This is a genomic window from Nocardia sp. NBC_01377, assembly GCF_045040005.1.
GTDB classification, from domain to species: domain Bacteria; phylum Actinomycetota; class Actinomycetes; order Mycobacteriales; family Mycobacteriaceae; genus Nocardia; species Nocardia noduli.
In genome coordinates this window covers 1,917,642-1,942,836 of the sequence record NZ_CP109566.1, presented here as the reverse complement: position 1 = coordinate 1,942,836, position 25,195 = coordinate 1,917,642, and the positions used below count along the sequence as shown (strand labels likewise).

At 67.1% G+C, this 25,195-nt stretch carries 24 protein-coding genes; 6 read left to right on the top strand and 18 right to left on the bottom strand.

Translation table 11 applies throughout. The features are described from left to right. Window positions 1–2 precede the first annotated feature (2 nt). The 5 genes from OG225_RS08730 to OG225_RS08710 form a co-directional block, all read right to left on the bottom strand. Window positions 3–848 carry an ABC transporter permease gene (locus OG225_RS08730; RefSeq protein WP_216906334.1) on the bottom strand — a complete coding sequence of 282 codons (846 nt, stop codon included), beginning with the start codon at window positions 846–848 and terminating at the stop codon, window positions 3–5. A 10-nt stretch (window positions 849–858) separates the two neighbouring features. Next, window positions 859–1,653, bottom strand: a complete 795-nt coding sequence (locus OG225_RS08725; protein WP_216906336.1) for an ABC transporter permease — start codon at window positions 1,651–1,653, stop codon at window positions 859–861. Between the two features lie 49 nt (window positions 1,654–1,702). Further along, complete coding sequence (locus tag OG225_RS08720; protein ID WP_405181207.1) at window positions 1,703–3,199, bottom strand: aldehyde dehydrogenase family protein; 1,497 nt, start codon at window positions 3,197–3,199, stop codon at window positions 1,703–1,705. A 311-nt stretch (window positions 3,200–3,510) separates the two neighbouring features. After that, window positions 3,511–4,017 carry a hypothetical protein gene (locus OG225_RS08715; RefSeq protein ID WP_216906340.1) on the bottom strand — a complete coding sequence of 169 codons (507 nt, stop codon included), beginning with the start codon at window positions 4,015–4,017 and terminating at the stop codon, window positions 3,511–3,513. Next, complete coding sequence (locus OG225_RS08710) at window positions 4,014–4,619, bottom strand: TetR/AcrR family transcriptional regulator (RefSeq protein WP_405181206.1); 606 nt, start codon at window positions 4,617–4,619, stop codon at window positions 4,014–4,016. Before OG225_RS08710 ends, OG225_RS08715 begins: the two co-directional genes overlap by 4 nt. Before the next feature lie 440 nt (window positions 4,620–5,059). Here OG225_RS08710 and OG225_RS08705 point away from each other — a divergent pair, with 440 nt between their 5' ends. From OG225_RS08705 to OG225_RS08680, 6 genes are all read left to right on the top strand, one after another. Beyond that, window positions 5,060–6,229, top strand: coding sequence for an amidohydrolase family protein (locus tag OG225_RS08705; RefSeq protein ID WP_405181205.1), 1,170 nt, complete (start codon window positions 5,060–5,062; stop codon window positions 6,227–6,229). A 33-nt stretch (window positions 6,230–6,262) separates the two neighbouring features. Continuing rightward, window positions 6,263–7,498: a Xaa-Pro peptidase family protein gene (locus OG225_RS08700; protein WP_109524149.1), complete on the top strand. Its 1,236-nt coding sequence runs from the start codon at window positions 6,263–6,265 to the stop codon at window positions 7,496–7,498. Beyond that, window positions 7,488–8,609: a M24 family metallopeptidase gene (locus tag OG225_RS08695; protein WP_405181204.1), complete on the top strand. Its 1,122-nt coding sequence runs from the start codon at window positions 7,488–7,490 to the stop codon at window positions 8,607–8,609. The genes OG225_RS08700 and OG225_RS08695 overlap by 11 nt, the downstream gene beginning before the upstream one ends. An 8-nt stretch (window positions 8,610–8,617) precedes the next feature. Further along, the gene (locus tag OG225_RS08690; protein WP_216906346.1) at window positions 8,618–9,664 is read left to right on the top strand and encodes an enoyl-CoA hydratase/isomerase family protein; all 1,047 of its coding nucleotides are present in this window, start codon (window positions 8,618–8,620) and stop codon (window positions 9,662–9,664) included. Window positions 9,665–9,700: 36 nt separating this feature from the next. Further along, on the top strand, window positions 9,701–12,169 hold the full coding sequence (locus OG225_RS08685; RefSeq protein WP_405181203.1) for a CaiB/BaiF CoA transferase family protein: 2,469 nt from the start codon (window positions 9,701–9,703) through the stop codon (window positions 12,167–12,169). Window positions 12,170–12,283: 114 nt separating this feature from the next. Continuing rightward, window positions 12,284–12,589 (top strand): hypothetical protein, encoded by a 306-nt coding sequence (locus OG225_RS08680; RefSeq protein ID WP_405181202.1) that lies wholly within the window; start codon window positions 12,284–12,286, stop codon window positions 12,587–12,589. Between the two features lie 109 nt (window positions 12,590–12,698). Here the strand turns inward: OG225_RS08680 and dmpG are convergent, their stop codons facing one another. From dmpG to OG225_RS08615, 13 genes are all read right to left on the bottom strand, one after another. After that, complete coding sequence (gene dmpG / locus OG225_RS08675; RefSeq protein WP_109524144.1) at window positions 12,699–13,742, bottom strand: 4-hydroxy-2-oxovalerate aldolase; 1,044 nt, start codon at window positions 13,740–13,742, stop codon at window positions 12,699–12,701. Next, window positions 13,739–14,656, bottom strand: a complete 918-nt coding sequence (locus tag OG225_RS08670) for an acetaldehyde dehydrogenase (acetylating) (RefSeq protein WP_405181201.1) — start codon at window positions 14,654–14,656, stop codon at window positions 13,739–13,741. The genes dmpG and OG225_RS08670 overlap by 4 nt, the downstream gene beginning before the upstream one ends. A 15-nt stretch (window positions 14,657–14,671) precedes the next feature. Then, window positions 14,672–15,457, bottom strand: coding sequence for a 2-keto-4-pentenoate hydratase (locus OG225_RS08665; protein ID WP_405181200.1), 786 nt, complete (start codon window positions 15,455–15,457; stop codon window positions 14,672–14,674). Window positions 15,458–15,479: 22 nt separating this feature from the next. Further along, complete coding sequence (locus tag OG225_RS08660; protein ID WP_405181199.1) at window positions 15,480–16,682, bottom strand: cytochrome P450; 1,203 nt, start codon at window positions 16,680–16,682, stop codon at window positions 15,480–15,482. A gap of 22 nt (window positions 16,683–16,704) precedes the next feature. Beyond that, a complete protein-coding gene (locus tag OG225_RS08655) occupies window positions 16,705–17,943 on the bottom strand; it encodes a cytochrome P450 (RefSeq protein ID WP_405181198.1) in 1,239 nt (412 codons plus the stop codon). 58 nt (window positions 17,944–18,001) lie between these two features. After that, complete coding sequence (locus OG225_RS08650) at window positions 18,002–18,196, bottom strand: ferredoxin (RefSeq protein ID WP_216906362.1); 195 nt, start codon at window positions 18,194–18,196, stop codon at window positions 18,002–18,004. A gap of 22 nt (window positions 18,197–18,218) precedes the next feature. Next, a complete protein-coding gene (locus OG225_RS08645) occupies window positions 18,219–19,421 on the bottom strand; it encodes an NAD(P)/FAD-dependent oxidoreductase (protein ID WP_405181197.1) in 1,203 nt (400 codons plus the stop codon). Window positions 19,422–19,603: 182 nt separating this feature from the next. Next, window positions 19,604–20,440 (bottom strand): SDR family NAD(P)-dependent oxidoreductase, encoded by an 837-nt coding sequence (locus OG225_RS08640; protein WP_216906369.1) that lies wholly within the window; start codon window positions 20,438–20,440, stop codon window positions 19,604–19,606. A 5-nt stretch (window positions 20,441–20,445) separates the two neighbouring features. Continuing rightward, entirely contained in the window at window positions 20,446–21,300 is an 855-nt protein-coding gene (locus OG225_RS08635; protein WP_405181196.1) for an alpha/beta fold hydrolase, read from the bottom strand. Next, entirely contained in the window at window positions 21,297–22,697 is a 1,401-nt protein-coding gene (locus OG225_RS08630) for a 3,4-dihydroxy-2-butanone-4-phosphate synthase (protein ID WP_405181195.1), read from the bottom strand. The genes OG225_RS08635 and OG225_RS08630 overlap by 4 nt, the downstream gene beginning before the upstream one ends. Continuing rightward, window positions 22,694–23,308: an NADPH-dependent FMN reductase gene (locus OG225_RS08625; RefSeq protein ID WP_405181194.1), complete on the bottom strand. Its 615-nt coding sequence runs from the start codon at window positions 23,306–23,308 to the stop codon at window positions 22,694–22,696. The genes OG225_RS08630 and OG225_RS08625 overlap by 4 nt, the downstream gene beginning before the upstream one ends. Window positions 23,309–23,329: 21 nt before the next feature. After that, window positions 23,330–24,325: a cyclase family protein gene (locus OG225_RS08620; RefSeq protein WP_216906379.1), complete on the bottom strand. Its 996-nt coding sequence runs from the start codon at window positions 24,323–24,325 to the stop codon at window positions 23,330–23,332. Between the two features lie 52 nt (window positions 24,326–24,377). After that, window positions 24,378–25,190: a coniferyl-alcohol dehydrogenase gene (locus OG225_RS08615; protein WP_405181193.1), complete on the bottom strand. Its 813-nt coding sequence runs from the start codon at window positions 25,188–25,190 to the stop codon at window positions 24,378–24,380. Between the last annotated feature and the right edge of the window lie 5 nt (window positions 25,191–25,195).

Sequence of the window (25,195 nt, the reverse complement as noted above, 5' to 3'; positions counted from 1 at the left end):
CCTCACCCCGACAGATCGAAGTTGCCGTTGGCGCCGTAGACCGCCAGCGAGACGAGCAGGGTGACCGAGACGATGGCGATCAGCGACGTGCGCACCGCGTTGCCGACGGCGATGCCGACACCGGCGGGTCCGCCGCTGGCGAAGAAGCCGAAATAGGTGTGGATCAACAGGATCGTCAACGCCATCAGCATGGCCTGCACGAACGACCAGATGAGGTCGATCGGGTTCAGGAAGGTCGAGAAGTAGTGGTCGTAGAGTCCGGAGGATTGACCGAGCAGGAAGACCGTGGTGAAGCGGCTGGCGATGAAGGAGGCGATGACCGCGAGCGCGTAGAGCGGGGTGATGGCGATCATGCCCGCGACGATTCTGGTGCCGACCAGATAGGCGATGGGATCGATGGCCAGCGATTCCAGCGCGTCGATCTCCTCGTTGATGCGCATCGCCCCCAATTGCGCTGTGGCACCGGCGCCGAAGGTCGCGGCCAAGCCGATCCCGGCCACCACCGGGGCGGAGATGCGGACGTTGATGAAGGCGGAGAGGAATCCGGTCAGCGCCTCGATCCCGATATTGCCCAGCGAGCTGTATCCCTGCACCGCGAGGGTGCCGCCGGTGGCGAGGGTGAGGAATCCGACGATGACGACGGTGCCGCCGAATACCGCGAGAGCGCCTGTGCCCATGCTGATCTCGGCGATGAGGCGGATGGTCTCGCGTTTGTAGCGCCACGCCGCGAGGGGGGCGTACGCCAACGCTTTCGAGTAGAAGAGGGTGTGGTCGCCGATGCGGCGCAGGCCGACGATCGGCATGCGTATTCGACGGATGGCCACGGGATATCGCGCGATCAGGGTCATGGTGTGCTCCTCAGCGCACCGTCATCTGGATACCGATGGCGGTGACGACGACATTGATGACGAACAGCGACATGAACGCGTACACAACGGTTTCGTTGACCGCGTTGCCGACCGCCTTCGCCCCGCCGGTCACGATCAGCCCGCGATAGCAGGCGACCAGACCGGCGACGAGACCGAACAGCAGTGCCTTGATCGAGGAGATGATGACCTCGTTGATCCCCGTCAGCAGGGTGATTCCGGCGGCGAAGGCGCCGGGATTGACGTCCTGGACGAACACCGAGAAGGCGTAGCCGCCGAGGATGCCGATGATGCAGACGAGATTGTTCAGCAGCAGCGCCACCAGTCCCGAGGCGAGCATGCGCGGGGTCACCAGTCGCTGGACCGGGTCGATGCCGAGGACCTGCATGGCGTCGATCTCCTCGCGGATGGTGCGCGATCCGAGATCGGCGCACATCGCGGTGGCGCCGGAACCGGCCACGATCAGGACGGTCACCATCGGACCGACCTGGGTGACCGCCCCGAACGCCGCGCCCGCCCCGCTCAGATCCGCCGCGCCGAGTTCGCGCAGCAGGATATTGAGCGTGAAGCTGACCAGCACCGTGAACGGGATCGCGACCAGCAGCGTCGGCACCATCGAGACCCGGACGATGAACCAGGACTGTTCGAAGAACTCGCGGGTCTGGAAGGGCCGCCGGAACGCGAATTTGATCGCGTCGGCCGACATCGCGAACAACCCGCCCACCATCTGCAACGGTGTCCGGTAGCCGCGCGCGATCGCCGGAGACCACTTTCCCCCCGACGCCATCAGACCGCCGGTCCCCGGGGTGTGATCGTCACGGGATACCCGGGGGACCTCACGGGACCACCGTGGCGAAGGTTTTGCTCTCCAGGAATTCCTCCAGCCCCGCCCGGCCCATCTCGCGGCCGATGCCGGACTGTTTGTAACCGCCGAACGGGGTGTCGGGCGCGAAGTACATGCCGCCGTTGATCATGAACGCACCGGCGCGGATTCGGCGCGCGACCGCGAGCGCGCGGGCCTCGTCACCGCTGAAGACGCCGCCGGCCAGACCGTAGATCGAGTTGTTCGCGATCGCGACGGCATCGTCGTCACCGTCGTGCGGGATGACGACGAGGACCGGCCCGAAGATCTCCTCCTGGGCGATCTCGCTGTCGGGGTGCACATTCGTGAGCAGCGTCGGGGTGTAGAAGTAGCCGGGGTCGACCCGCTCGCCACCGGTCACCAGGGTCGCGCCCGCCTCGATCGCGCGTCGGACCATGCCGTCGACCTTGTCGCGCTGTGCCTGGCTGATCAGCGGACCCATGTAGGTGTGCGGATGGGACGGATCGCCGTAGGGGATATTGGAGAAGCCGTTGACGACCAGTTCCACGATCTCGTCGTGGTGCTGCCTCGGCACGATCAGCCGCGTGGTCAGCGCGCAGCCCTGCCCCGCGTGCGAGGCCATGCTGAACGCCGAGAACATCGCGGGCGCCGCGAAATCGGCGTCGTCGAGCACGACCATGGCCGATTTGCCGCCGAGTTCGAGGAAGACCTTCTTGACCGTCTCGCTGGCCGCCGCCATGATGCGGCGTCCGGTCGCGGTCGACCCGGTGAAGGTGATCATGTCGACGCCGCTGTGGAAGGTCAGCGCGCGCCCGACCGCGGCCTCGGAGGAACTGAGCACGTTCACCACACCCGCGGGGATATCGGTGTGCTCGGCGATCAATTCGCCGAGCCACAGGGTGACCAGCGGGGTGTCCGGCGCCGCCTTGAGGACGACCGTGCAGCCCGCCGCCAGCGCGGGAGCGAGTTTCGCGAGGGCGAGCTGGGTCGGATAGTTGTAGGCGATGATCGCCGCCACCACACCGGCGGCTTCCTTCTCGACCCACCGCCGGTGTTTCATGCCGCGCGACTCGATCTCGCCGAGTTCCTCGCTGAACGGGTAGTCGCGCAGCAGATCGGCGTAGTAGCGCACGATCTCGAACGGACCTTCCACCTGCGGTCCCGGTGTCAACAGCCGGGCCGCGCCGACTTCGGCGATGGTCAGCTCGCGCAATTCCTCTTTGTTGTCGTGCAGCGCCCGGTACAGCTGGTCCAGGCAGTGCAGGCGGAATTTCGCGTCGGTCGACCAGGTGGTGGTGTCGAACGCGCGGCGCGCGGCCTCGACGGCGGCCTCGGCGTCCTCGACCGTGGCGTCGGGCGCGTGCCCGAGAACCGTTGCGGTCGCGGGATTCATCGTCGGGAACGTCGTGGCGGCCCCGACGAGTTTGCCGTCGATCAACAGCCTGCGTTCGCGCGCCGGGGACTGCCCCGCGGCGGCCGCCTGGTCTGTGCTGGTTTCGGAGTGCATCATCAGCCCCACTCGAGATTCGATGAAAATGCCATTCTCATTCGTGAACAGGGTCACATCTCTCATCCGAGAATTCAATACCCGTGAGAGATGGATTTCCCTGGTGGACGCGCGTAAGTGGTCGGTTGGACGGTGCACGGACACGCAGGGACGGCGCGCAGGCCGCGTCCGGTGACGGGGCGGTCCGCACGCTGCCCGGAAAATCGCTGTCCGTGAGACGGACAGCCGGAAGTTACCGGGGTACAGCGGCTTTCACGGCGCGATCTCCGAGATGGACTACCGGAGATCGCCGCACGCGAGGAGATCGTGGCGGATCAGCCCACGGGGCTGAGATCCGCACCGACGGGAGGATGATCGAGGACACCGCTGCGGAACAGTTCCGTCGAACCGACCGCGGACATCGGGACCGCACCCGCGGCGAGCGCGTGCGCCTTGAAGGCCTGGGCGGCGAGACTGAGCCGGTGCAGCACCGGATCGACGCCGTGGTCACTGCCCAGCGGCCAGCCCTCGCCCCAGACGACGACCTCGATTCCGCCGTGGCCCAACGCTTTCAGCAGTCCGCTGCGCGCACGGGAGTCGAGTTCGCAGATATCGGCGGCCACCGCGAGCGCCTGCGGCCTGCGACCGCGACCACCCCCGGCGAGTACCGATTCCAGGTCCAGCATCTCCGCCCCGAGGATCTGGAGCGGCCGGGTGTCCTCGGCGCGGGGAACCATGACGGTGACGTCCCAGCCCGCCACCGCGCGGTCGAACAGCCAGCCGCCCGCGTTCTGCACCACGTCGGCGACGCTGGTGCCGACGACGTCGAGGCGATACCTCATGACTTCGCTACCGGGGCGAAGTCCTGAGCCAGCGACCTCGTGTACTCGTTGAACACCTCGGTGAGCGGGATCGTGTGATCGAGCAGCCATGAGAGCTCCATTCCATTGATGAAGGCGACGATTTCCACAGCCCGAATGTCAGGATCCAAATCGGTCCGGAATCGTCCGATCTCCTGGTGGTGACGGATGGTCTCGGCGACGATGTCGACGGCGACCTTCCACCTGTTGAGGAGCCGGTCGTGGAGGGGAGCCTCGGGCAGCAGGTTCTCCACCAGTAATACGACGAACGTGCCCACCAGTTCCGGTGAGCGCTCGATGCGATCGGCGACCTTGCGAATTTCTTCGATCAGGTCACCGGTCAGGTCGGAGACGGAGGCGTCGTCCGCGTCACGTGCATCGAGTACGGCATGCAGCAACTGCTCCTTCGACTGGAAATGGTGCAGGAGTCCCGCCGGGGTGACCCCGGCCTCCCGTGCGATCTGCGCGAGTGTCGTACTGCGCCAACCGCTGCGGGTGAGCATCCGCTGGGCGACAGCCAAGATGCGTTGCCGACGATCCTCACCCTTGGCGAGCAAGGATTCGTACGGGCGCGGTGATGTCATTGCGAACCCCGTTCAACTAACCTAGTGAACATACGGTAGGCCGGTTTCAACCCTGTGACAAGGGTCTCAGGCGTCCGAATCATCAGCATTCGTCACACGGCGGTTCGCGCGGCGCGCCGCGCATTCCACACGGTGCGCAAACACCTACCGAGCCATCTTATTCTCATTTATGGAAATGCTATTCTCATTGCTTGAGCTGGCATTATCTCTCCGCAAATTTTACAGATCCGAGAGTCTGCACAACTGAAAATGAAAATGTCATTCCCCTCAAATGGAATCGCGTCTATCATCTGGTTGGTACGCCGCTCCCGCGGCACCTGACGCGGTGCGCGTCCTCGGACGGCCCCGACGCGAGTCGACGCACACCGCACCGATCGACGGTCCGCACGCGCGCAGATATGACACGTTCCGCGACGACTCACTCCCCCTGGAGGCTCACGATGTCGGTTTCCACCAGCAGCCCCTCGCTGTATCCCCCCGGCGGTTTCGCACCGCCCAAGGATCGGCGTGGACATACCGAGGGCAACGTCGGCCTGCCCGAGGGCACCGAGGTGTTCTCGGCCGACAACCACATCTCCCTGGCGGACGACATCTTCTTCGAGCGCTTCCCCGAGGGGATGAAGGACCGCGCGCCGCGGGTCTGGTACGAAGACGGCGCCTGGATGCTGGGACGCAAGGGGAAGTCTTTCGTCGCAGGCGATTTCAGCCACGTGCTGATGCAGTACGACCCGCTGGCCGGTTCGGGCAGCGCCGATATGCCCGCGCGCGCCGCCGATCTGCGTGGCGACGGCATCGCCAAGGAACTCGCGTTCCCGAACGCGTTGCTCGCGCTGCTGTTCTACCCCGACACCGAGGTCCGCGAACTGTGTTTCCGCGTGTACAACGAGTACATCTCCCAGTTGCAGGAGGAGTCCGGGGGCTCGTTCTACGGCGTCGGCCTCATCAACTGGTGGGATGCCGACGGCGCGGCCAGGACCCTGAGCGAACTGAAGTCGTTGGGCCTGAAGACCTTCCTGCTCCCGCTCTCGGCAGGCAAGAACGGCGACGGTGAGCGGATCGATTACAGCAGCACCTCGATGATCCCGGTGTGGGACGCGATCGAGGAATCCGGCGTTCCGGTCTCCCACCACATCGGAGAGGCGCCACTGGCGGCACCCTGCGAGTTCAACAGCGTCGCGGTGGGCATGATGCACAACCTGGCGCCGTTCCGGGAGATGTTCGGCAAGTACATCTTCAGCGGAATCATCGACCGGCACCCGAGTCTGAGCATCGGCTGGTTCGAGGGCGGTATCAACTGGATTCCCGCGGCGCTCCAGGACGCCGAGCATCTGAACGCCTCCTACCATCATATGCTCAACCGTCCGGTGGAGCACGAGGTGCGCCACTACTGGGACAACAACATGCGCGCGTCGTTCATGGTCGACCCGCTCGGACTGTCGCTGGCCGACCAGATCGGCATCGACCGGATCATGTGGTCCTCCGACTATCCCCACAACGAAAGCACTTTCGGCTATTCGGAGAAGTCGTTGACGGCCGTCGTCGACGCGGTCGGCCCGGAAGCCGCCGCCAAGGTCGTCAGCGGCAACATCAAGGATTTCCTCGGCCTCTGAGCCATGCCCGCCTCGGAAAGTGACGCACACTCTATGACAACGTTCGCGACCGCGACTCCCTCGTCCCTCGTCATACCGGATACCCCCGACCGTGCTCGGATGCGCAGGGAAACCGGGGCGCGCTTACGCGCATCAATGGCCGAACAGGGCGTCGACGCGCTGATCCTGCTGAACAACAGCAATGTCGCCTACGCGACCGGCACCAGCTGGCCGCTCGGCGACGCCGGCGTCTCCCACGTGGAACGTCCGGTCGCCGTGGTCGTCGCGGATGATCCGTGGCCGCACCTGTTCCTCCCGTTCCGGGAGGGCGCGGCCGAGGAGTCGGATCTGCCCGCCGACCACCTGCACGGCCCGGTGTATCTCGAATTCGACGAGGGCGTCGACACTTTCGTGGATCTGCTGCGCGAGATCGTGCCTGGCGGTGCGACCGTCGCGGTCGACGAATGCACCGGCGCGATGATGCGTGCGCCGCATCTGCTGTTCCCCGCGAGCCCGGCCCGCGACGCGGCCGCGGTGATCGGCCCGGCCAAACTGATCAAGACCCCCGACGAACTGTCCTGCATCCGCACCGCCTGCCGGATCACCGAGCAGGCGATCGTCGATGTGCAGGCGGCGCTGTCGCCGGGACGTCGTCAGATCGATCTGTCGGCGAGTTTCGTGCGCAGGGCCTTCGAGCTCGGCGCGACCGCGACCATGCTCGACGCCATCTGGCAGGTGATGCCGGATCGCAAACAGGACGGCGTCTGGACCACCCACGGTGATCTGGCCCTGCCGTTGCTGACCACCGAGCGCGAGCTGGCGGCGGGCGATGTGCTGTGGACCGATGTCAGCATCACCTACGGCGGCTACTGCTCGGATTTCGGGCGTACCTGGATCGTCGGACAGGATCCGACCCCGCGCCAGCAGGCGCAGTTCGAGCAGTGGCGACACATCATGACCGCGGTGCTCGACAAACTGCGTCCCGGTAACACCGGCGCGGATCTCACCGCCGCGGCCATCGCGGCGAACGGCGGCACCCGTCCGTGGCTGCCGCATTTCTATCTGTCACACAGTATCGGCGTGAGCGCGGCGGAGATGCCCATGCTCGGCACCGATCTCGGCCAGGAATACGACGAGGGTTTCGTCCTGAAACCAGGCATGGTGCTCGTTTTCGAGCCCGTGGTCTGGGAGGACGGCACCGGCGGCTATCGAAGCGAGGAAATCGTGGTCATCACCGAAGAGGGCTGGACCGCCCTCACCGACTACCCCTATGCGCCCTATGGGAACTGAGGTACTGCCCGACGATCGCGCCCTGCGGCATGGGCGGCGCGATCGCGCACTGGCACAGATGCGAGCCCATGACCTGGATATCCTCGTGCTCGGACGACAGGCGAACGCCAGGTACGTCGCGGGAGCGCCACAGCTGTGGGTCGCGGGCACGCGACCGTTCGGCCCGGTGGCGACACTGGTCCGCAGCAGCGGTGACGTGCACCTGCTGAGTTCGTGGGACGAGGGCATTCCCGACGACATCCCACACGAGCACCTGTACGGCCTGGCGTGGAATCCGATGACCCTGGTCGCCGTCCTGCGCGGCATCGAGGGCGCCGACACCGCGCAGCGGGTCGGCACCGACGCGCTGTCGCCCGGCTACGCGGCCCTGCTGCCGATGGCCTTCCCCAAGGCCGACATCGTCGACGGGGAACTCGCGATGCGGGCGGCGCGGCGGATCAAGACCGCGCCGGAGATCGAGATCCTGCGCGACGCGTTGCGGGTCGCGCAGACGGGTCTGGCGGCCGCCGTGGCCGAATTGCGCCCGGGCAGCACCGAACAGGATCTGACCGGCATCCTGCTGGAGGCGATGACCGCGGGCGGCATCAGCACGCCCGCGACCCAGGATTCGACCTGGGTGACATCCAAGGAGCATCCGTGGCGCCGCGCCAGCGGTGACCGCACCGCGCGCGAGGGCGATCTGGTGGCCTTCTCCTCGAGTGTTCTCGGCGACGGGTACATCGGCGAGGTCGGCCGCACCATCCCGGTCGGCGAACCCGACGACGCCGCGCGCAAGCTGTATCGGCGCTCGGAGGCCCTGTGGTCGCGGCTGCTCGAGGCGTGCCGACCGGGAGCTCTCGCCTCCGATCTGCTGGCGGTCTACGAGCACGCGGGCGAACCGCTGCCGCCGATGCCGGTGGCGCGCGGACTCGGCATGGGTTTCGACACCCCGGTCGTCTCCCCGCATCTGCGGGCGACCGCCGCGGCCGAACAGCTGGAGCCCGGCATGGTTCTCGCCGTCACCGGGTACGTGTGGCAGCCGGGGGTCGGCGCGGTCTTCGGACGTGACGCGGTGCTCATCACCGACACCGGTTGCGAGGTTCTCACCTCGAGCCCGTACTGGAAAGAGTAGGAGCCCCGATGCCCGGTTCCGACCGACCGTCGGCCGAAGAGATCATTCGCTACGAGAAGGATCCGAAGACCAGGATCGCGACGATCACCTTCGATCGGCCCGACCACCTCAACGCGCCGACCACGGCCGCGCGGCTGCGTTACGCCGATCTGATCCATCGCTCCAGCGTGGACGACGAGGTCAAGGTGCTCGTCATTCGCGGAGTCGGCGACGATCTCGGAACCGGCGCGGATCTGCCGGAATTCATGGAGATACAGGATTCCCCGGATCCGGGGCCGCGGCTGGGCGAGTACAAGATCGGCCCGGACGAGGTCGAGTACCCGCCGAAGGGTTCCTTCCGGCACGGCGCGACGATCAATCAGTGGTACGCCAACGCGCAGGCGGGGTGCCGGACGTTGCAGGAGTTCAAGAAGATCAGCATCCTGGAGGTGAAGGGCTACTGCTACGGCTGGCACTTCTATCAGGCCGCCGACGCCGATCTCGTGATCTCCTCCGACGACGCGCTGTTCGGACATCCGTCGTTCCGGTACTACGGCTGGGGTCCGCGCATGTGGACCTGGGTGCAGACCATGGGTATGCGCAGGTTCCAGGAGATGGTGTTCACGGGTCGGCCGTTCACGGCCTCGGAGATGTACGACTGCAATTTCCTCAACAAGGTCGTGCCGAGGGACGAACTGGAGGCCGAGACGGAGAAGTACGCGCTGGCCTGCGCCCGCACCCGCCCCACGGACACCGTGTTCATGCAGAAGGTGTTCTTCGAGATCATGAAGCAGCACCAGGGCGAGTACATGGGCAGCCTGCTCAGCGGCTTCTTCGAATCCATGGGTGGTTATGTCCGGCCCGACGACAACGACCTCATGCTCGACGACGCGATCAGCGGTGGACTCAACAACGCGGTCAAGGACGTCGACAGCAAGTACCCGCCCGACTTCCGGCTGAGCAAATCCGGGCGTAACGGTTCGGGCAAGACGGTTCCCGTGCGAAAGGCCGCGGCGAAGAAGGCACCCGCGCGCAGGCCCGCCGCGAAAAAGGCGACCGGGAAACAGGATTCGTGACCCGCGCGTTCACGCGGGAATGACAGGTGGAGTGAGATGGCGTCGAAACATGCCCCCGATACGTCGGCATCGCGGACCGAACCGCCGTTGAGCGGTGTCGTCGTCATCGATCTCTCGACCGGGATCGCCGGGGCCTACTGCACGAAACTGCTCGCCGAAGGCGGCGCGATGGTCGTGAAAGTGGAACCGCCAGAGGGCGATCCGCTGCGACGGTGGTCGGCGTCGGGCGCGGATATCGCCGACGGGGACGACGGGGCGCTGTTCGCCTTCCTGAGCGGCACCAAGGACAGCGTGGTCGCCGACGTCGCCGTGGCGGGCGATCTCGATTTCCTCGCCTCGCTCCTGGCCGGGGCGGATGTGGTGGTGTGGTCGTCGGGGACATCGGTCTCCGATCATCCGCGCCTGTCCCCCACCGAGATCCGGCGCGAGCACCCCCACCTCGTCGTCACCACGATCACCCCGTTCGGGCTCGACGGCCCGTGGCGGGACCGGCCCGCGACGGATTTCACGCTCCAGGCGTGGTCCGGCGGGATCATGGGACTCGGGCGCGGCGCGCCCGATCGGGCTCCGGTGCACGTCGGCGGTCGCATCGGGGAATGGTTCGCGGGCGCTTACGCGTCCGCGGCCACCCTCACCTCGCGTATGCGCACCGCGGGCACCGATGTCGGCGAACTGGTGGATCTCGCGATACTGGAAACCCAGATCCTGAGTCTCACCTACTTCCCCGTCTCGTTCCACGAGGCGCTCGGGCGTCCGTTCCGCACACAGCGCAGGCTCAGCGTGCCCGGCGTGGCCTCGGCGGCCGACGGCATGGTCGCGCTCGGCTGCGGGACGGCCCAGCAGTGGTTCGATCTGTGCGCCATGGTCGGACATGCCGAATGGATCGACGAGGGCATCGCGCCGTCGATCACCGAGCGCGCCTCCGAGAAGGCGCCCGAGATCAACGGCTGGCTCGCCGAACAGACCGTGGCCGATATCCGTGATCTGGCAACGGCTTTCCGGATACCGAACGGGCCGGTCGCCAACGGGGAGAATGTCGCGCGGATGGATCATCATCGGGCGCGGGAGTTCTTCACGACCAATCCGCGCGACGGATTCACCCAGCCCGGTCGCCCCTTCCGCACCACGCCGGAACTCCTGCGCGGTCCCGGACCCGCCCCGCGCCTCGGCGAGCACACCGGACACTATCGAGCCGAACCACCGCGCCGTACGGTGCCCGACGCGGGACGCGCGCCGGACCCGTTGCCGTTCCGCGAGCTGCGTGTCCTCGACCTGACCACTTTCTGGGCGGGACCGTCGTGCACCCACTATCTGGCCATGCTCGGCGCGGAGGTGATCCACGTCGAGTCCGTGGCACGCCCGGACGGCACCCGGCTCATCGCGGGCGTGCCGGTCACCGAGGACCAGTGGTGGGAGAAATCTCCGATCTTCTCCGGTCTCAACACCGGGAAGAAGGGCCTGACATTGGATTTCAGCACCGAACGCGGACGTGAACTGCTCGCCGAACTGGTCCGCGGCTGCCATGTGATCGTGGAGAACTACACCCCCCGCGTCCTGGAACAGATCGGGCTCGACTATCCGGCGGTGCGCGCGCTGCGCCCGGACGTGATCATGGTCAGGATGCCGGGTTTCGGGCTCGACGGCCCGTGGCGGGAGAATCCGGCCTTCGCCTACGTCATCGAGGACACCTCCGGCCTGACCTGGCTGACCGGTCATCCCGACATGAATCCGGTGGAGCCGTATTCCATCGGCGATCCGAACGCGGGCGTGCACGCGCTCAACGCGCTGCTGCTCGCGGTGGAACATCGCCGCCGCACCGGCGAAGGCGTGCTGGTCGAGGCGGCGATGGTCGAGGCGGCGCTCAATGTGACCGCCGAACAGGTCATCGAATACTCCGCCTACGGCGCGCTGCTCCAGCGCGCGGGCAATCGCGGACCGGCGGCCGCGCCCCAGAACCTGTATCGCACCGCCGAACCCGACGAATTCGGCGGCAACGACAGCTGGGTCGCGGTGGCGGTGGAAACCGACGCGCAGTGGTCGGCACTGTGCGCGGCGCTCGGCGATCCGGCCTGGGCGATGGACACGGAACTGGCCGTCGCGGCGGGTCGGCGCGAACAGCACGACCTGATCGACAAACACCTGTCGGCCTGGTGCGGGACCCGCACGGCCACCGAGATCGTCGAAATACTCTGGGGCGCGGGCGTTCCCGTCGCCGAGGTGATGCAGCCGCATCGGCAGGTGGAATTGGCCCAGCTCCAATCACGCGGATTCTTCGAAGCTGTCGGACACCCGGTCAACCCGACCGCTCGACACAGCACGGTTCCGGTGCGATTCTCCCTGGGGCCGAATAGTTTCCACGCGCGACCCGCGCCACTGCTCGGTGAGCACAATCGGGAACTGCTGCGTGGACTCGGGGTCGGCGAGGACGAGATCGCCGCGCTCGAGGCACAGGGCGTCATCGGCAACGCCCCCACCCGCCACGACAGACCGGCCGCGTCGAAGTGAACATCACCCCGATCGCACGCTCGGAGGCATCGGCCACGCCGGCCCACCACAGCGATCGACCGAGTACCGCTGCCGAGATATCGGCCGCGACAGCGAGTTTGCGACGGGAGCACGATGGCCGACGGGACAGAACGAGCGTGGATCGACGCCGCCGAGAAGGTGTCGGCCGGAGTCACCGACGGTATCGACTGTCCCGAGCATGGCGATGATGCCCTCCAGGTGACCTGGATGCCGGGTCCGATTCCGGCCCTCGGCGAATACGAACTCCACTGTCCGTCCTGCCAGGCGGTCCGATACCTGCGCGTCACGTGTATTCGAGCGGCCGATGACGACGGACCGATCTCGCCGTCGGCGGGCACGGTCGACGACGCGGTGGCCGGACGCGCGCCGTCGCCGATCACCGAGCGGGTTCGGCCGTAGCGGTGCCGGACGGCGCGGCGACGGACGCACGGTCCGGCGCCGCCCGGCTCGGCGTTCGCGCGGCCTCCTCCCGTCGCGAGGCCGCGCGAACGAATTCCGCTCCTTCGCACTAACGCTCGGCGATATCGCCCGCCGCCGCGCGTTCGCGAACGATCTCCAGCGCGATATCGATCAACTGGTCCTCTTGACCGCCGATGAGTTTGCGCGCACCGGCCCGGCGCAGCAGCAGGGCCGCGGGGACGTCGTAGCGTTCGGCCTGGCGGATGGCGTGTTTGAGGAAGCTGGAGTACACCCCGGCGTAGCCCATGATCAGGGCATTGCGGTCGAGTTGGCATTCGGCGGGCATCGCGGGGCGGACCACGTCCTCGGCGGCGTCGGCGATATCGAAGAAATCGATACCGGTTTTCACGCCGATCTTGTCGAAGACGCCGATGAGCGCCTCCACCGGGGCATTGCCCGCGCCCGCGCCGAAACGGCGGGTACTGCCGTCGATCTGTTTCGCACCCGCCCGGACGGCCGCGACCGAATTCGCCACGCCCAGACCGAGATTCTCGTGGCCGTGGAAACCCACCTGCGCGTCGTCGCCGAGTTCGGCGACCAAGGCGGCGACCCGGTCGCTGACACCTTCCAGGACCAGCGCGCCCGCCGAATCGACGACGTAGACGCACTGGCAGCCCGCGTCGGCCATGATCCGGGCCTGACCGGCGAGCCGCTCGGGAGTCACCGTATGCGACATCATGAGGAAGCCGACGGTCTCGAGACCCAGATCCCTGGCGAGGCCGAAATGCTGGATGGAGACGTCGGCCTCGGTGCAGTGGGTGGCGATGCGGCAGATGGTGCCGCCGTTGTCGCGCGCCTGCTCGATATCCTCCTTGGTGCCGACACCCGGCAGCATGAGGAAGGCGATCTGCGCGTCGGTCACCGTCTCGGCCGCCAGCTTGATCAATTCCTGATCGGGCGTCTTGGAGAATCCGTAGTTGAACGACGACCCGCCGAGTCCGTCGCCGTGCGTCACCTCGATCACCGGCACGCCCGCGTCGTCGAGCGCGCGGACGATGGAATACACCTCGTCCCTGGTGAATTGGTGACGCTTGTGGTGCGAACCGTCCCGCAGGGAGGTGTCGGTGATCCGGATGTCCCAGATATCGCTCATCCCCGTACTCCTTCGTCCGTCGCGAACAGTTGTGCGGCGATCTCCTCGCCGACCTTGGTCGCCGCGGCCGTCATGATGTCGAGGTTGCCCGCGTAGGGCGGCAGGTAATCGCCCGCGCCCTCGACTTCGACGAAGGTCGTGACCAGCGCGTAGCCACCGGAGTTGACCGAGGGGTCGTCGAACTGCGGTTCGTTGAGCAGCCGATAGCCGGGCACGTAGGTCTGCACGTCGGCGACGATCCGGTGGATCGAGGCCGCGATCGCGTCGCGGTCGGCGTCCTCGGGGATGGCGCAGAAGATGGTGTCGCGCATGATCATCGGTGGCTCGGCCGGGTTGAGCACGATGATGGCCTTGCCGCGCGCGGCGCCGCCGATCGTCTCGACGCCACGACTGGTGGTCTTGGTGAATTCGTCGATATTGGCCCTGGTACCCGGCCCCGCCGAGGCCGAGGACACCGACGCCACGATCTCGGCGACGGGGACATCGACGACGCGCGCGACCGCGTGCACGATCGGAATGGTCGCCTGTCCGCCGCAGGTGATCATGTTGACGTTCGGCGCGTCCAGGTGCGCGCGCAGATTGGCGGGCGGGATGACGGCGGGCCCCACCGCGGCCGGGGTCAGATCGATCACCCGGATCCCGGCCTCGGCGTAGCGGGGCGCGGCGGCGCGGTGCACGTAGGCCGAGGTGGCCTCGAAGACCAGATCGGGCTTCTCCGACTGCGCGAGCAGCCAGTCGACGCCCTTGTCACTGGTCTCCAGGCCCAGGTCACGGGCGCGGGCCAGGCCCTCGCTGTCCGGATCGATGCCGACCATCCAGCGCGGTTCCAGCCGCTGCGACCGCAAGAGTTTGTACAACAGGTCGGTCCCGATATTTCCGGACCCGACTATGGCAACCGACGCTTTGGCCGTCATCGTGCTCCCTGTGTTCTATTCGAATGTCAGACCGACGGTGCCGAGACCACCGAAGTGGGCGACGAATTCGTCGCCGGGACGTGCGTCGATCGCCCGCGTGCACGAGCCGGGCAATACGATGTCGCCCGCGCGCAGCCGCACGCCGAAATCGGCGACTTTGCGCGCGAGCCAGGCGACCGCGATCGCCGGATCGCCGAGCACCGCGTCCGAGCGGCCCTCGGCGACGGTCTCGCCGTTGCGGGTGAGCACCGCGTCCACCCCGGCGATATCGATATCGGTGGGGGCGACGCGCTGTTCGCCGAGAACGTAACCCGCGGAGGAGGCGTTGTCGGCGATCGTGTCACACAACCCGATCGACCAGTCGACGATCCGGGAATCGATCAACTCGATCGCGGGCGCCACCGCGGCGGTGGCCGCGAGCACGTCCTCGACGGTGCATTCCGCGCCGGGCAGATCCTCGGCGAGGATGAACGCCACCTCCACCTCGACCCGAGGGTAGAGGTAGCGCCCCGCGGGCACCGGCTCGTCCTCGCGGACGAGCATGTCCGCCAGCAGGTGCCCGTAGTCGGGTTCGTCGACGCCCATCATGGCCTGCATGGCCTTCGACGACAGACCGACCTTGTGCCCGACCACCCGCGCGCCCGCGGCAAGCCGCTGCCGGATATTGATCAGCTGGATCTCGTAGGCGTCGACGACATCCATCTCGGGATGACCGGATGTCAACGGCGCCATCGCGATCGCGCTCTGTTCGGCTCGCGCCAGGTCGGACGCGAGTCGCTCGCGCGTCGCACCACTCAACATCTTCGTCCGCCTCGGCCGTTGATCACGCGGTGAACGCGGGCATGGATTCCCAGCCGCGAACCGTCGAGGTGGGCGACAGTTTCGCGCCGGACATGTCGACATCCCATTCGGGGAAGCGCTTGAGGATCTCCTCGAGCGCGACCCGGCCCTCCAGTCGCGCCAGTGCCGAACCCAGGCAGAAATGGGTGCCGACGCTGAACGAGAGGTGCTGACGGGTCTTGCGGTGGATATCGAAGACATCGCCGTCCGGCGCGTACATCCGATGATCGCGATTGGCCGCGCCGATGAGGAACATCATGACGTTGCCCTCGGGCACGGTCCGCCCGTGCAATTCGACATCGCGGTTCACGTAGCGGCAGACATGCGGCGCGGGCGCTTCGAAGCGAAGCAGTTCCTCGATCGCCTGCGGAATGAGTTTCGGGTTCTCCACCAATTGCCTGCGCTGGTCGGGATGTTCGGCCAGCACCTTGCCCGCCCAGCCGATCAGCCTGGTGGTGGTCTCGTTCCCCGCGCCCGCCACCACGTTCACGTAGATGAGCAGTTCTTCCCGGGTCAGATGCCGGTAGTTCCCGTTCTCGTCCTCGAATTCGACATTCAGCAGTTCGGTCATGATGTCGTCGGACGGATGTTCTCGACGCCATTCGATGTAGGCCGCGAAGATATCGCCGCTGACCATGCCGTCGGCGGCCGCCTTCATCGGCTGCCCCTCTTCGGTGCGCATCTGCTCGTTGGCGAAATCCCGGATCGCTTCCTGATCCTCCTCCGGAATTCCGAGCAGCAGACCGATGGTGCGCATCGGCATCTGCGCGCCGAGGTCGGCGATGAAATCGAAACGACCGGTGCCGACGACCGGGTCCAGGCTCTGCGCGCAGAACTCCCGGATCTTGGCCTCGAGCCCGATGATCTTGCGCGGGGTGAACATGCGCGAGAGCAGTCCACGATGGATGTCGTGGACCGGCGGATCCTCGAAGATCAGCGCGCCCGAGGGGATCTCGATATTCGCCTTGATCAGCTCGAGGATCGCGCCCCGACCGGAGATGAAGGTGTCCTTGTCGATCAGGCCCGCGTTGACGTCGTCGAAACGGCTCATCGCGTAGAAATCGTGCGCCTCGTTGTAGTAGAGGGGCATCTCGTCGCGGAGACGTTTGAACATCGGGTACGGATCATTGTTCAGCTCGACGTCGTACGGGTCGTAATGGACGTCGCTGGCCGCGGTGGTGATCACGGATCTCGCCTTTCTGAAACTTCTACCAACTGACGGGAAGCGTGTACACGCCGAAGGCGAGCCGATCGTGTTTGAACTCGACCTGATCGAACGGAATCGCCAACTCCAGGGTCGGCACCCGTTTCACCAGGGTCTCGAAGACGATCTGCAATTCGACGCGGGCCAACTGCTGGCCGACGCACTGATGGACACCGAATCCGAATCCGACGTGGTGACGCGCGGGCCGGGCGATATCGAGTTTCTCGGGATCGGGGAACGCGGCCGGATCCCAGTTCGCGGGCGCGAGGTCCACGATGATGCCCTCGCCCGCCCGGATGGTCTCCCCCGCGATCTCGATATCCTCGACCGCGACGCGGCGCTGTCCGTTCTGGATGATGCTCAGATACCGCAGCAGTTCCTCGACCGCGTTGGCCACCAGTTTCGGATCGTCGGTGTCGCGCAGCAACGCGAACTGTTCCGGATTCCGCAACAGCGCCAGCACCCCGAGCGAGATCATGTTCGCGCTGGTCTCGTGCCCGGCGATCAGCAGGCCGGTGCCGAGTTGGGCGGCCTCCTTCATGCTGAGTTCCTCGGCCCGCACCCGCTCGGCGAGATCGGAGACGACGTCCTGGGCGGGGTTCTCCAGCTTCACCTTGATCAGGTCGATCAGGTAGCGCGCGAGTCCGGCCCGGCCCGCGGCGGCCTGCTCCTTGGTCGCGTACCTGTCCACGCCGACGGTGGCGTGCTGCTGGAAGAATTCGTGATCCTCGTAGGGCACGCCGAGCATTTCGCTGATCATCAGCGTGGGAATCGGCAGGGCGATCGCCTCGACCAGGTCGGCGGGCTTGGGCCCGGCCAGCATCCGGTCGATGTGCTCCTCGGTCATCTGCTGGATCGAGGGCCGCAGCGCGTCGACCCGCTTGAACGTGAACGGCTTGGTCATCATCCGCCGGAAGCGGGTGTGCTCCTCACCATCGCTGGTGAACACCGACCTGGGCCGGGTGTTCACGGTGGACAGCATGCCCTCGTTCCAGTGCGGGAACCCCGGCCTGCGGTCGTCGACGCTGACCCTCGGGTCCGCCATGAGCGCCTTGAACTCGGTGTATCCGGTGACGAGCCACGGTGTGCTCCCGTTCCAGATGCGCACCCGGTGCAGTGGTTTGGCGGCCGCCATCTCGCTGATCCGGGGGGCGGGCGCGAACGGGCACGCGGACGACTTCTCGATCGGATAGTCGGGAATCTCGGTGGCGGTGGTGGCTGATGTCGTGGTGGTGTCGGACACGGTCACTCCTGTGAGGTAGAGCCGCGATGGCGGCAGCTGGAGATCCTGGAGATATCGGTCATTCCTGGATGTGGATGGCCATGGCGGGACAGACCGCGGCCGCCTGCCGCACGTCCTCGGCGAGTTCCTCGGGCGGGTTCTCGTCCAGCAGGACGACGATGCCGTCCTCGTCGCGCTGATCGAACACATCGATCGCGTGCATGACGCAATGCCCGGCCGCGACGCATTTGTCTTGTTCGACAGTCACTTTCATCGGGAATTCCCTTTCCGTTCGATCACGAGGCGGCCCGCCGGGCTGTGACGGGAGCCTCGAGCGCGTCGCCGGCCAGCGCGTCGACCACGCCTTGCCGGTGTGCACGGCACTGCTTGGGCATATTCCAGCCGAGCACTCCGGTGACCACGCCGTCGCGCTCGTATCGCGCGACGAAACGTCCGTCGGCCGGGTCGCCCTCGACCACCGTGGTGCGCGCGTCCGCGGCGATGACACCGTGGACCTGGATCTTGGTCTGGAACTGGTCGGTCCAGAAGTACGGGACGGGCCGGTACTCCCGGTGCGTGCCGACGATATTCGCGGCCACCACCATCGCCTGTTCCGTCGCGTTGGTGCGGTTCTCCAGGCGTATCGGTCCGCCGTAACCCGCGTGCTGCCAGCGGGCGACATCCCCGACGGCGTAGATGTTTTCGGCGGCACGGCACTCGGCGTCGCAGACGACGCCGTTGTCGAGCCGCAGTCCGCTGCCCTCCAGCCACTCGGTGGCGGGCACCGCGCCGATGGCGACGACGACCACATCGGCGGACAACGTCTGCCCGGAGGCCAGTTCGACGCCGGTGACCGCGCCGTCGTCCTCGACGAGCCGGGTGACGCCCTGGCCCAGGCGAAGCCGCACCCCGCGTTCGGTGTGCAACCCCGCGAGCATTCCGGAGGCGAGTTCGCCCAGCTGCGCGGCCATCGGCGCGGGCTGCGGGCCGGTCATCGTGACATCAAGACCCATGTCCCGTGCGGTCGCTGCGATCTCGGCGCCGAGGACACCCTCGCCGACCACGATCAGCCGCGAACCGGCGAGCAGTCCCGCGCGCAGCGCGAGCGCGTCGTCCAGGGTACGCAGCACGTGCGGACCGCGGGTGCCCGCCGTGACGGGCATGGTGCGCGGGTGCGCGCCGGTGGCGATGACGATGTGTTCGGCGGTGATCGTCCTGGTCGCGGTGCGCACCGTCCGGTTCGCGGCGTCGAGTTCGCGCGCCGGTTCGCCGAGGATCAGCTCGACATCGAGCGCCGACAGGATCTCGGGGGCGCGCAGCATCGTCCGATCCGGTGTCCAGGCGCCGGACAGGATCTGCTTGGACAGCGGCGGACGATCGTAGGGCGCATGCGATTCCGCGCCGAGCAGCGTGATCCGCCCGCTGAATCCGTTGCGCCGCAATGCTTCCACGGTTGTCAGACCCGCGGCCGACGCGCCGACGACGAGTACATCTGTCATGGCGCGACTTCCCTGTTCGCACCGACCGTGTTCACGTCCGGTCCAGGTCGCGCCGCCACCGGCGCGAGGTAGATCGCGATGATCGCGTCGACGCGGATCATCGTGGCGCCTCGCGTAGTGCGAAGGCGGCGGCGAGGCCGACTTCGCGTGACCCGGGCCGCGCTGTCGGGATGTCGTGTCGCTCACGCACGGCCCGATACCGACTTCCCGTTCGAATCCGCCCGACGCCGCACCGGTTTGCCCGCGACCGTGCCGCCGTCGATCGGCAGAATCGTGCCGGTGATGTAGCGGGAGCGCTCACTGCCCAGATACAGGGCGGCCTCCGCGACGTCCTCTGGTGTCCCTTCCCGGTCCAACGGCCGGTCCGCGCGCATCGTCTCGCGCACCACCGCCGCGAAACGCTCGGCCTTCTCCGGCGACATCCCCGCCGCCGACGACGCGAGCAGCGTGGTCGGGATATTGCCCGGCGCGATGCAGTTGACCCGGATCTCGTGCTGGGCCAACTCGATCGCCGCCGACTTGGTGTACTGGATGACCGCGGCCTTGGACGCGCGATAGGTCATGACACCGCCACCGGCCTGGATGCCGCCGATGGAGGACATGTTCACGATCGAGCCGCCGCCGTTCTCGGCCATGTGCCGCGCGGCGAACTGGGTGCCCGCCATCACCCCGAGGACGTTGACCGACATCACCCGCGCGAAGTCGGCCAGATCGTCGTGCAGGATGCTCCTGTGCAGGGTGCCGGAGATCCCGGCGTTGTTGACCATGACGTCCAGGGCGCCGAACGTGTCGAGCGCGAACGTGATCAGGCCTGCCATCTGCTCGAGGTCGGCCACGTCCACGTACCGGAAGATCGCGCCGGTCCCGCACGCTTCGGCCAGTTCCGCACCGCGTTCACGATTGGTGTCCGCGATGACGACGCGTGCGCCCTCGGTGTGGAAGCGTTCGACGATCGCGCGACCGATTCCGACGCTGCCGCCGGTGACGATCGCGACCTTTCCCGACAGTTCGTCGGCCATGGCCCTCATTCCTTTCGTTTCGTCGGCGACACGGCGGTCGCCGTGGCGTCGAGGAATTTGTGCAGCACCGTGTTCACCGCGTCGGGCTGTTCGATCTGCGGGCAATGTCCCGCCCCATCGATGACGACGGACCGCGCCCCCGCGATCCGCCCGGCGATCTCCGCCGCCCACCCTGGTGGCAACAGTTTGTCGCCGCCGCCCTCCACGATCAGGGTCGGCACCGAGATGCGCTCGTAGGCACGCTCGCTCGACGGGGCCGACGGCGCGTCGAGGCCCGGCCTGCGAAACCGCGCCGCCGCCACCGCTTCCCAGGCGCCGGGCAGGGTGCTGGACAGGAAACGCCTGCCGACATACCCCTCGTCCGCCGGGTACTCGGCCCCGTGGAACAGCGCGGTCACGATGCGGCGCATCGCCTCCGAGGACGCGTCGTAGTCGTAGAGCGCCTGCATGTGCTCGTTGCGCTGGATCTCGCCGCCACCGCAGATCGCGGCGAGACTGCGTACCGGCAGTCGCGGGAATTCCGAGGTGGCGTCGACGAGCAACATGATCGCGCCCATCGAATTGCCGACGAAATGCGCCGAATTCACCCCGAGCGCCGCGCAGAATCGCGCGATATGCCTGATGCGCATTCCGCGGCCGTCGGTGAAATCGATGACCTTGGCCGAATGGCCGAACCCGAGCATATCGGGCGCGAGTACCCGATAGCGTTCGGCGAGCGCCTCGATGGTGTGTTCCCAGCCGAGTTCGGCACTCGCCCCGAATTCGCCGCCGTGCAGCAGGACGACACAATCGCCCGCGCCCGCTTCGAGATAACTCGTGGACAACCCGTCCACGACAACGGTTCTCCGTTCGACCGTCATGTCGCACTCCCCACTCTGTTCACCGCGTCCACCGTCGTTCGGGTGACCGTGTCGATCGCGGGCCCGTTCACCGCGGTCCCGTTCACCGCGACCCCAGTCACCGCAGTCCCGGTCACCGCAGTCCCGGTCGCGGTAGACCCGCTCACCACGGTTCCCGTCGCCACAGTCCCATTCACCACAACCCCGTTCACCGCCGTCCGACTCGCGGCCGGCCCACCGAATCCCGTGTGACGGACGGCGCGGTCCGCCGGTAGCCGACCGGCTCCGTCCGACAGCGGATCGGCGACGATGTCGACACGTTCGACCACCGCGATATCCGCGGGGAGGTCGACGGTGTCGGCGGTATCGACGAGCAAACGGACAGCGTGCACGCCGAGGTCCGTCAGGATATCACCGGCGGATCGGATATCACTGTGCAACAGCGTATTTCGTGAGTCCAGGTCCGGTGACGCGCGCGGGCAGGTCGCGGGCGTGCGGGACACCACGTCGTCGGGACCGCGCAGGTAGACCACCACGCCGTCACCCGTCTCGGCGATGAGCGCCAGCGACCGGCGCAGACTGTCGCGGCATTCGCAGCGACGCGACCCGAACACGTCGCCGAGCAGGCATTCGCTCTGTACCCGCGCCAGCGGAGCCTCGGCGCGGGCCAGATCGCCGTGGACGAGCGCGATATGTTCGCGCCCCGTACCGTCGACGTAGCCGATCGCGCGGAACTGCCCGGCCTCCAGCGGTATCCGGGCCTCCCCCGCCCGCCGTACTCGGCACAGCTCGCGACGGCGGTACTCGATCAGTTCGGCGATGCCGATCACCGGAATATCGTGCGCCCCACCGAGTTCGAGCAGTTCCGGCAGTTGCGCCAATTCACCGTCGACACCGCATATCTCGCACAGGACCGCGGCCGGTTCCAGCCCCGCCGACACCAGCAGTTCGACCGCGGCCTCCGCGTGCAGGGTCACCGACCTCGGCTCTCCCGCCGCGGCGAGCAGACCATCCTCGCGGCACCCGACCGGGAAGACGTACCCGGGGCGGGTGAAATCCCGTTCGGTGGCGGCGGGGTCGACCAGCGCGCGAATGGTTTCGGCGCGACCGCGCGCGCTGATACCGCGCGCGGTTCCGGCCGCCACGTCCACCGACACGCGGAATGTGTCACGAGCGGGCCCGGTCGCGGTGGTGTCGGCGGGCGGGATGCCGAGGGCATCCAGCCGCGCCGCGCTCATGGCGACCCGGATCAGGCCGCGGCCCCGGGTCGCCATGAAATTGACGGCTTCGGCCGAGGCATGTCCCGCGCCGAGCACGAGATTGCCTGTCGCCGAATCGTCCTCGCCGTCGACGACGATGACCATCCGTCCGGATCGCACCGCCTCGACCGCGAGGTCCACCGCGGCCGGGCCGCTCACGGGTTCGCCCCCGAACTGCGGGCGAAGGTCAGCACCTGGGTAGCCAGCATCTCGAGTTGACTCTCGACCGTGGCATCGGTCAATTCGCCCGCGCTGTCCCAGATCTGCTCGGCCGAGTTGATCGCCACGCCGAGCGGTGTCGGCCACGCCCGCAGCGCGTGGCCGATCACCCGTAGCTGGCCGAGCGTGCCCACCGCGGCCTGCCACCCGTAGGCGCAGGTGATGCAGCCCCACGGCTTGTTGTCGAGGTACACGGTCGGGTCGGCGCGCATGTCCTCGACGTAGTCGAGCGCGTTCTTCACCAGCCCGGAGATGCCGCCGTGATAGCCGGGCGATCCGACGATCACGGCGTCGGCCGCGCGCAACGCCTCGACCAGGGCGGTGGCCTGCGGTGTCCGGCTCTCGTCGTGCGGGCTGTACATCGGCAGGTTGATGTCCTCGCCGCTGAACAGCGCGGTCCGCCCGCCCTGCTGCTCGACCGCCGCCAAGCAGCGCCGCAGCGCCCGCTCGGTGGACGAGTTCGCACGCAGGGTGCCGCCGATTCCGACGACGAACGTACGCCCGTCACCTGTCACAGTGACATCCACGGCGCTGGTTGTACTTGCGGTCATGACCGTTACCTCGTGCTCTCACTACTTGATGGCGATCGGGTTGATCGGCGAGCCGACCGCGCCGACGACTCGCAAAGGCGGTGCGACGAGCTGGAATTCGTACACGCCGTCGGCGGCGCAGTCCGCGGCGAGCGCGGTGAGATCCCAGTACTCGCCCAGCATCAGACCCATGTCTCGCAGGCAGAGCATGTGCATGGGCAGGAAGGTGCCGTCGACGCCGGAGGTCGGATCCTCGACCATGAGGTTGTCCGCCGCGACCGCGGCGACCTCACGCTCGTGCAGCCACGACGCGCACAGCCAATCCAGGCCGGAATAGGATTCGCCCCGGTCGCCCGTCTCCAGGTACCGCGCCTGCCATCCGGTGTGGATCAGCACGATATCGCCGCTGCCGACGGTGACGCCCTGGGCCGCCACCACCTCGTCCAATTCCTCGGGTGTGATGGGACTACCCGGCGCGAGATAGGTGTCGGCCTTGCGGTGCCGGACCAGGTCGAGCAGCACACCCCGCGACGTGATGCCCTTGCTGTCCACTTTGTCGATACCGCAGTGGAAAGCGCCGAGACTGGTGACCGAGTCCGCCGGGAACCCGTTGTAGAGCTTGTCCTCGTAGTAGACGTGCGACAGCGCGTCCCACTGGGTGGCGGCCTGCAACGGCATGATGATCATGTCGTCGTTGAAGCGGAACGGATTCTGCGCGCCGTCGAAGAAGCTGCTCAGCTCCTGTCCCACGGTATTGGACAGCCATTTCGGCCCGTATTCGACCAGGGTCCGCGCGTCGCCGCCGTCCACGGTCATCACGTGCACCGGATTCTGGCGGAACTGGAACGCGCCCTGCGGTCCGTTGGAGCCGAAATCGATGCCGAGCGGGAAGACTTTCCCGTGCCTGACCAGACCGGCCGCTTCGCTGACCTTGCCGGGGGTGATGAAATTGAGAGTTCCGAGTTCGTCGGCGGCGCCCCATCGGCCCCAGTTCCGCACACCATCGGCGACCCGCCGGAAATCGGTCAAACTGGCCACGATGCTGCTCCTTCCACGTTTGTCGCTCGCATTGTTCGAGTCGTTGGATGTGTCACGGCGAGGTCGTCTCCGCCGTGATTCGTCCGGCCACATTGCCGCCGTCGACCCACAGCACCTGACCGGTCACATAACTGGCCACTGCGCTGTTCAGAAAGGCGAGCACAGCCGCCTGCTCGGAAGGATCGGAGACCCGGCCCAACGGTTTGGGGATATCGTCGAGATATTCCGGTCCGTAGGCCGTTCGCAATTGATCCAGGATCGGCGTTTCCGTCACTCCCGGTCCGGTGCAATTGATTCTGATGCCGCGAGCGCCGAGCGTCGCGGCGTTCGCCATGGTGTAGAGGATGATCGCCTCTTTGGAGAGGCGATATCCGCCGTCCGCCAATCCATCCGGATTCCGCTCGCACCACTCGGCGCCCTCGGCCATGCCGCCGGTGTCGAGCAGTCCGCGCACGCTGTCCTGGTTCTCGCGATAGGACGCGGCCGCGAGCGAGGAGACGCTCGCGATCGACGATCCCGGTTTCATCCGCGGCGCCAGCGCCTCGGTGAACTGCCGCAGACCGAGGAAGTTGATGGTCACCACGCGCAGTGGATTCCCGATCCCCGACGAGACGCCCGCGACGTTGAACAGCGAATCGACCCGCGGACCGATCGCGCTCGCGGCGCGATCGATCGCGGCGCGGTCGGCCATATCCACCTGATGGAATTCGTCGAGTTCCACCGACGGCGGCACCACGTCGAGCCCGACCACCTCGGCGCCCAGTTCACGTAACTGGCCGACCAGGCATGCCCCGATTCCCGAGGCACACCCGGTCACGACGGCTCGTTTACCGTCGTAGCGCCACAATTCGTGGATGGGTGCCATGTTCA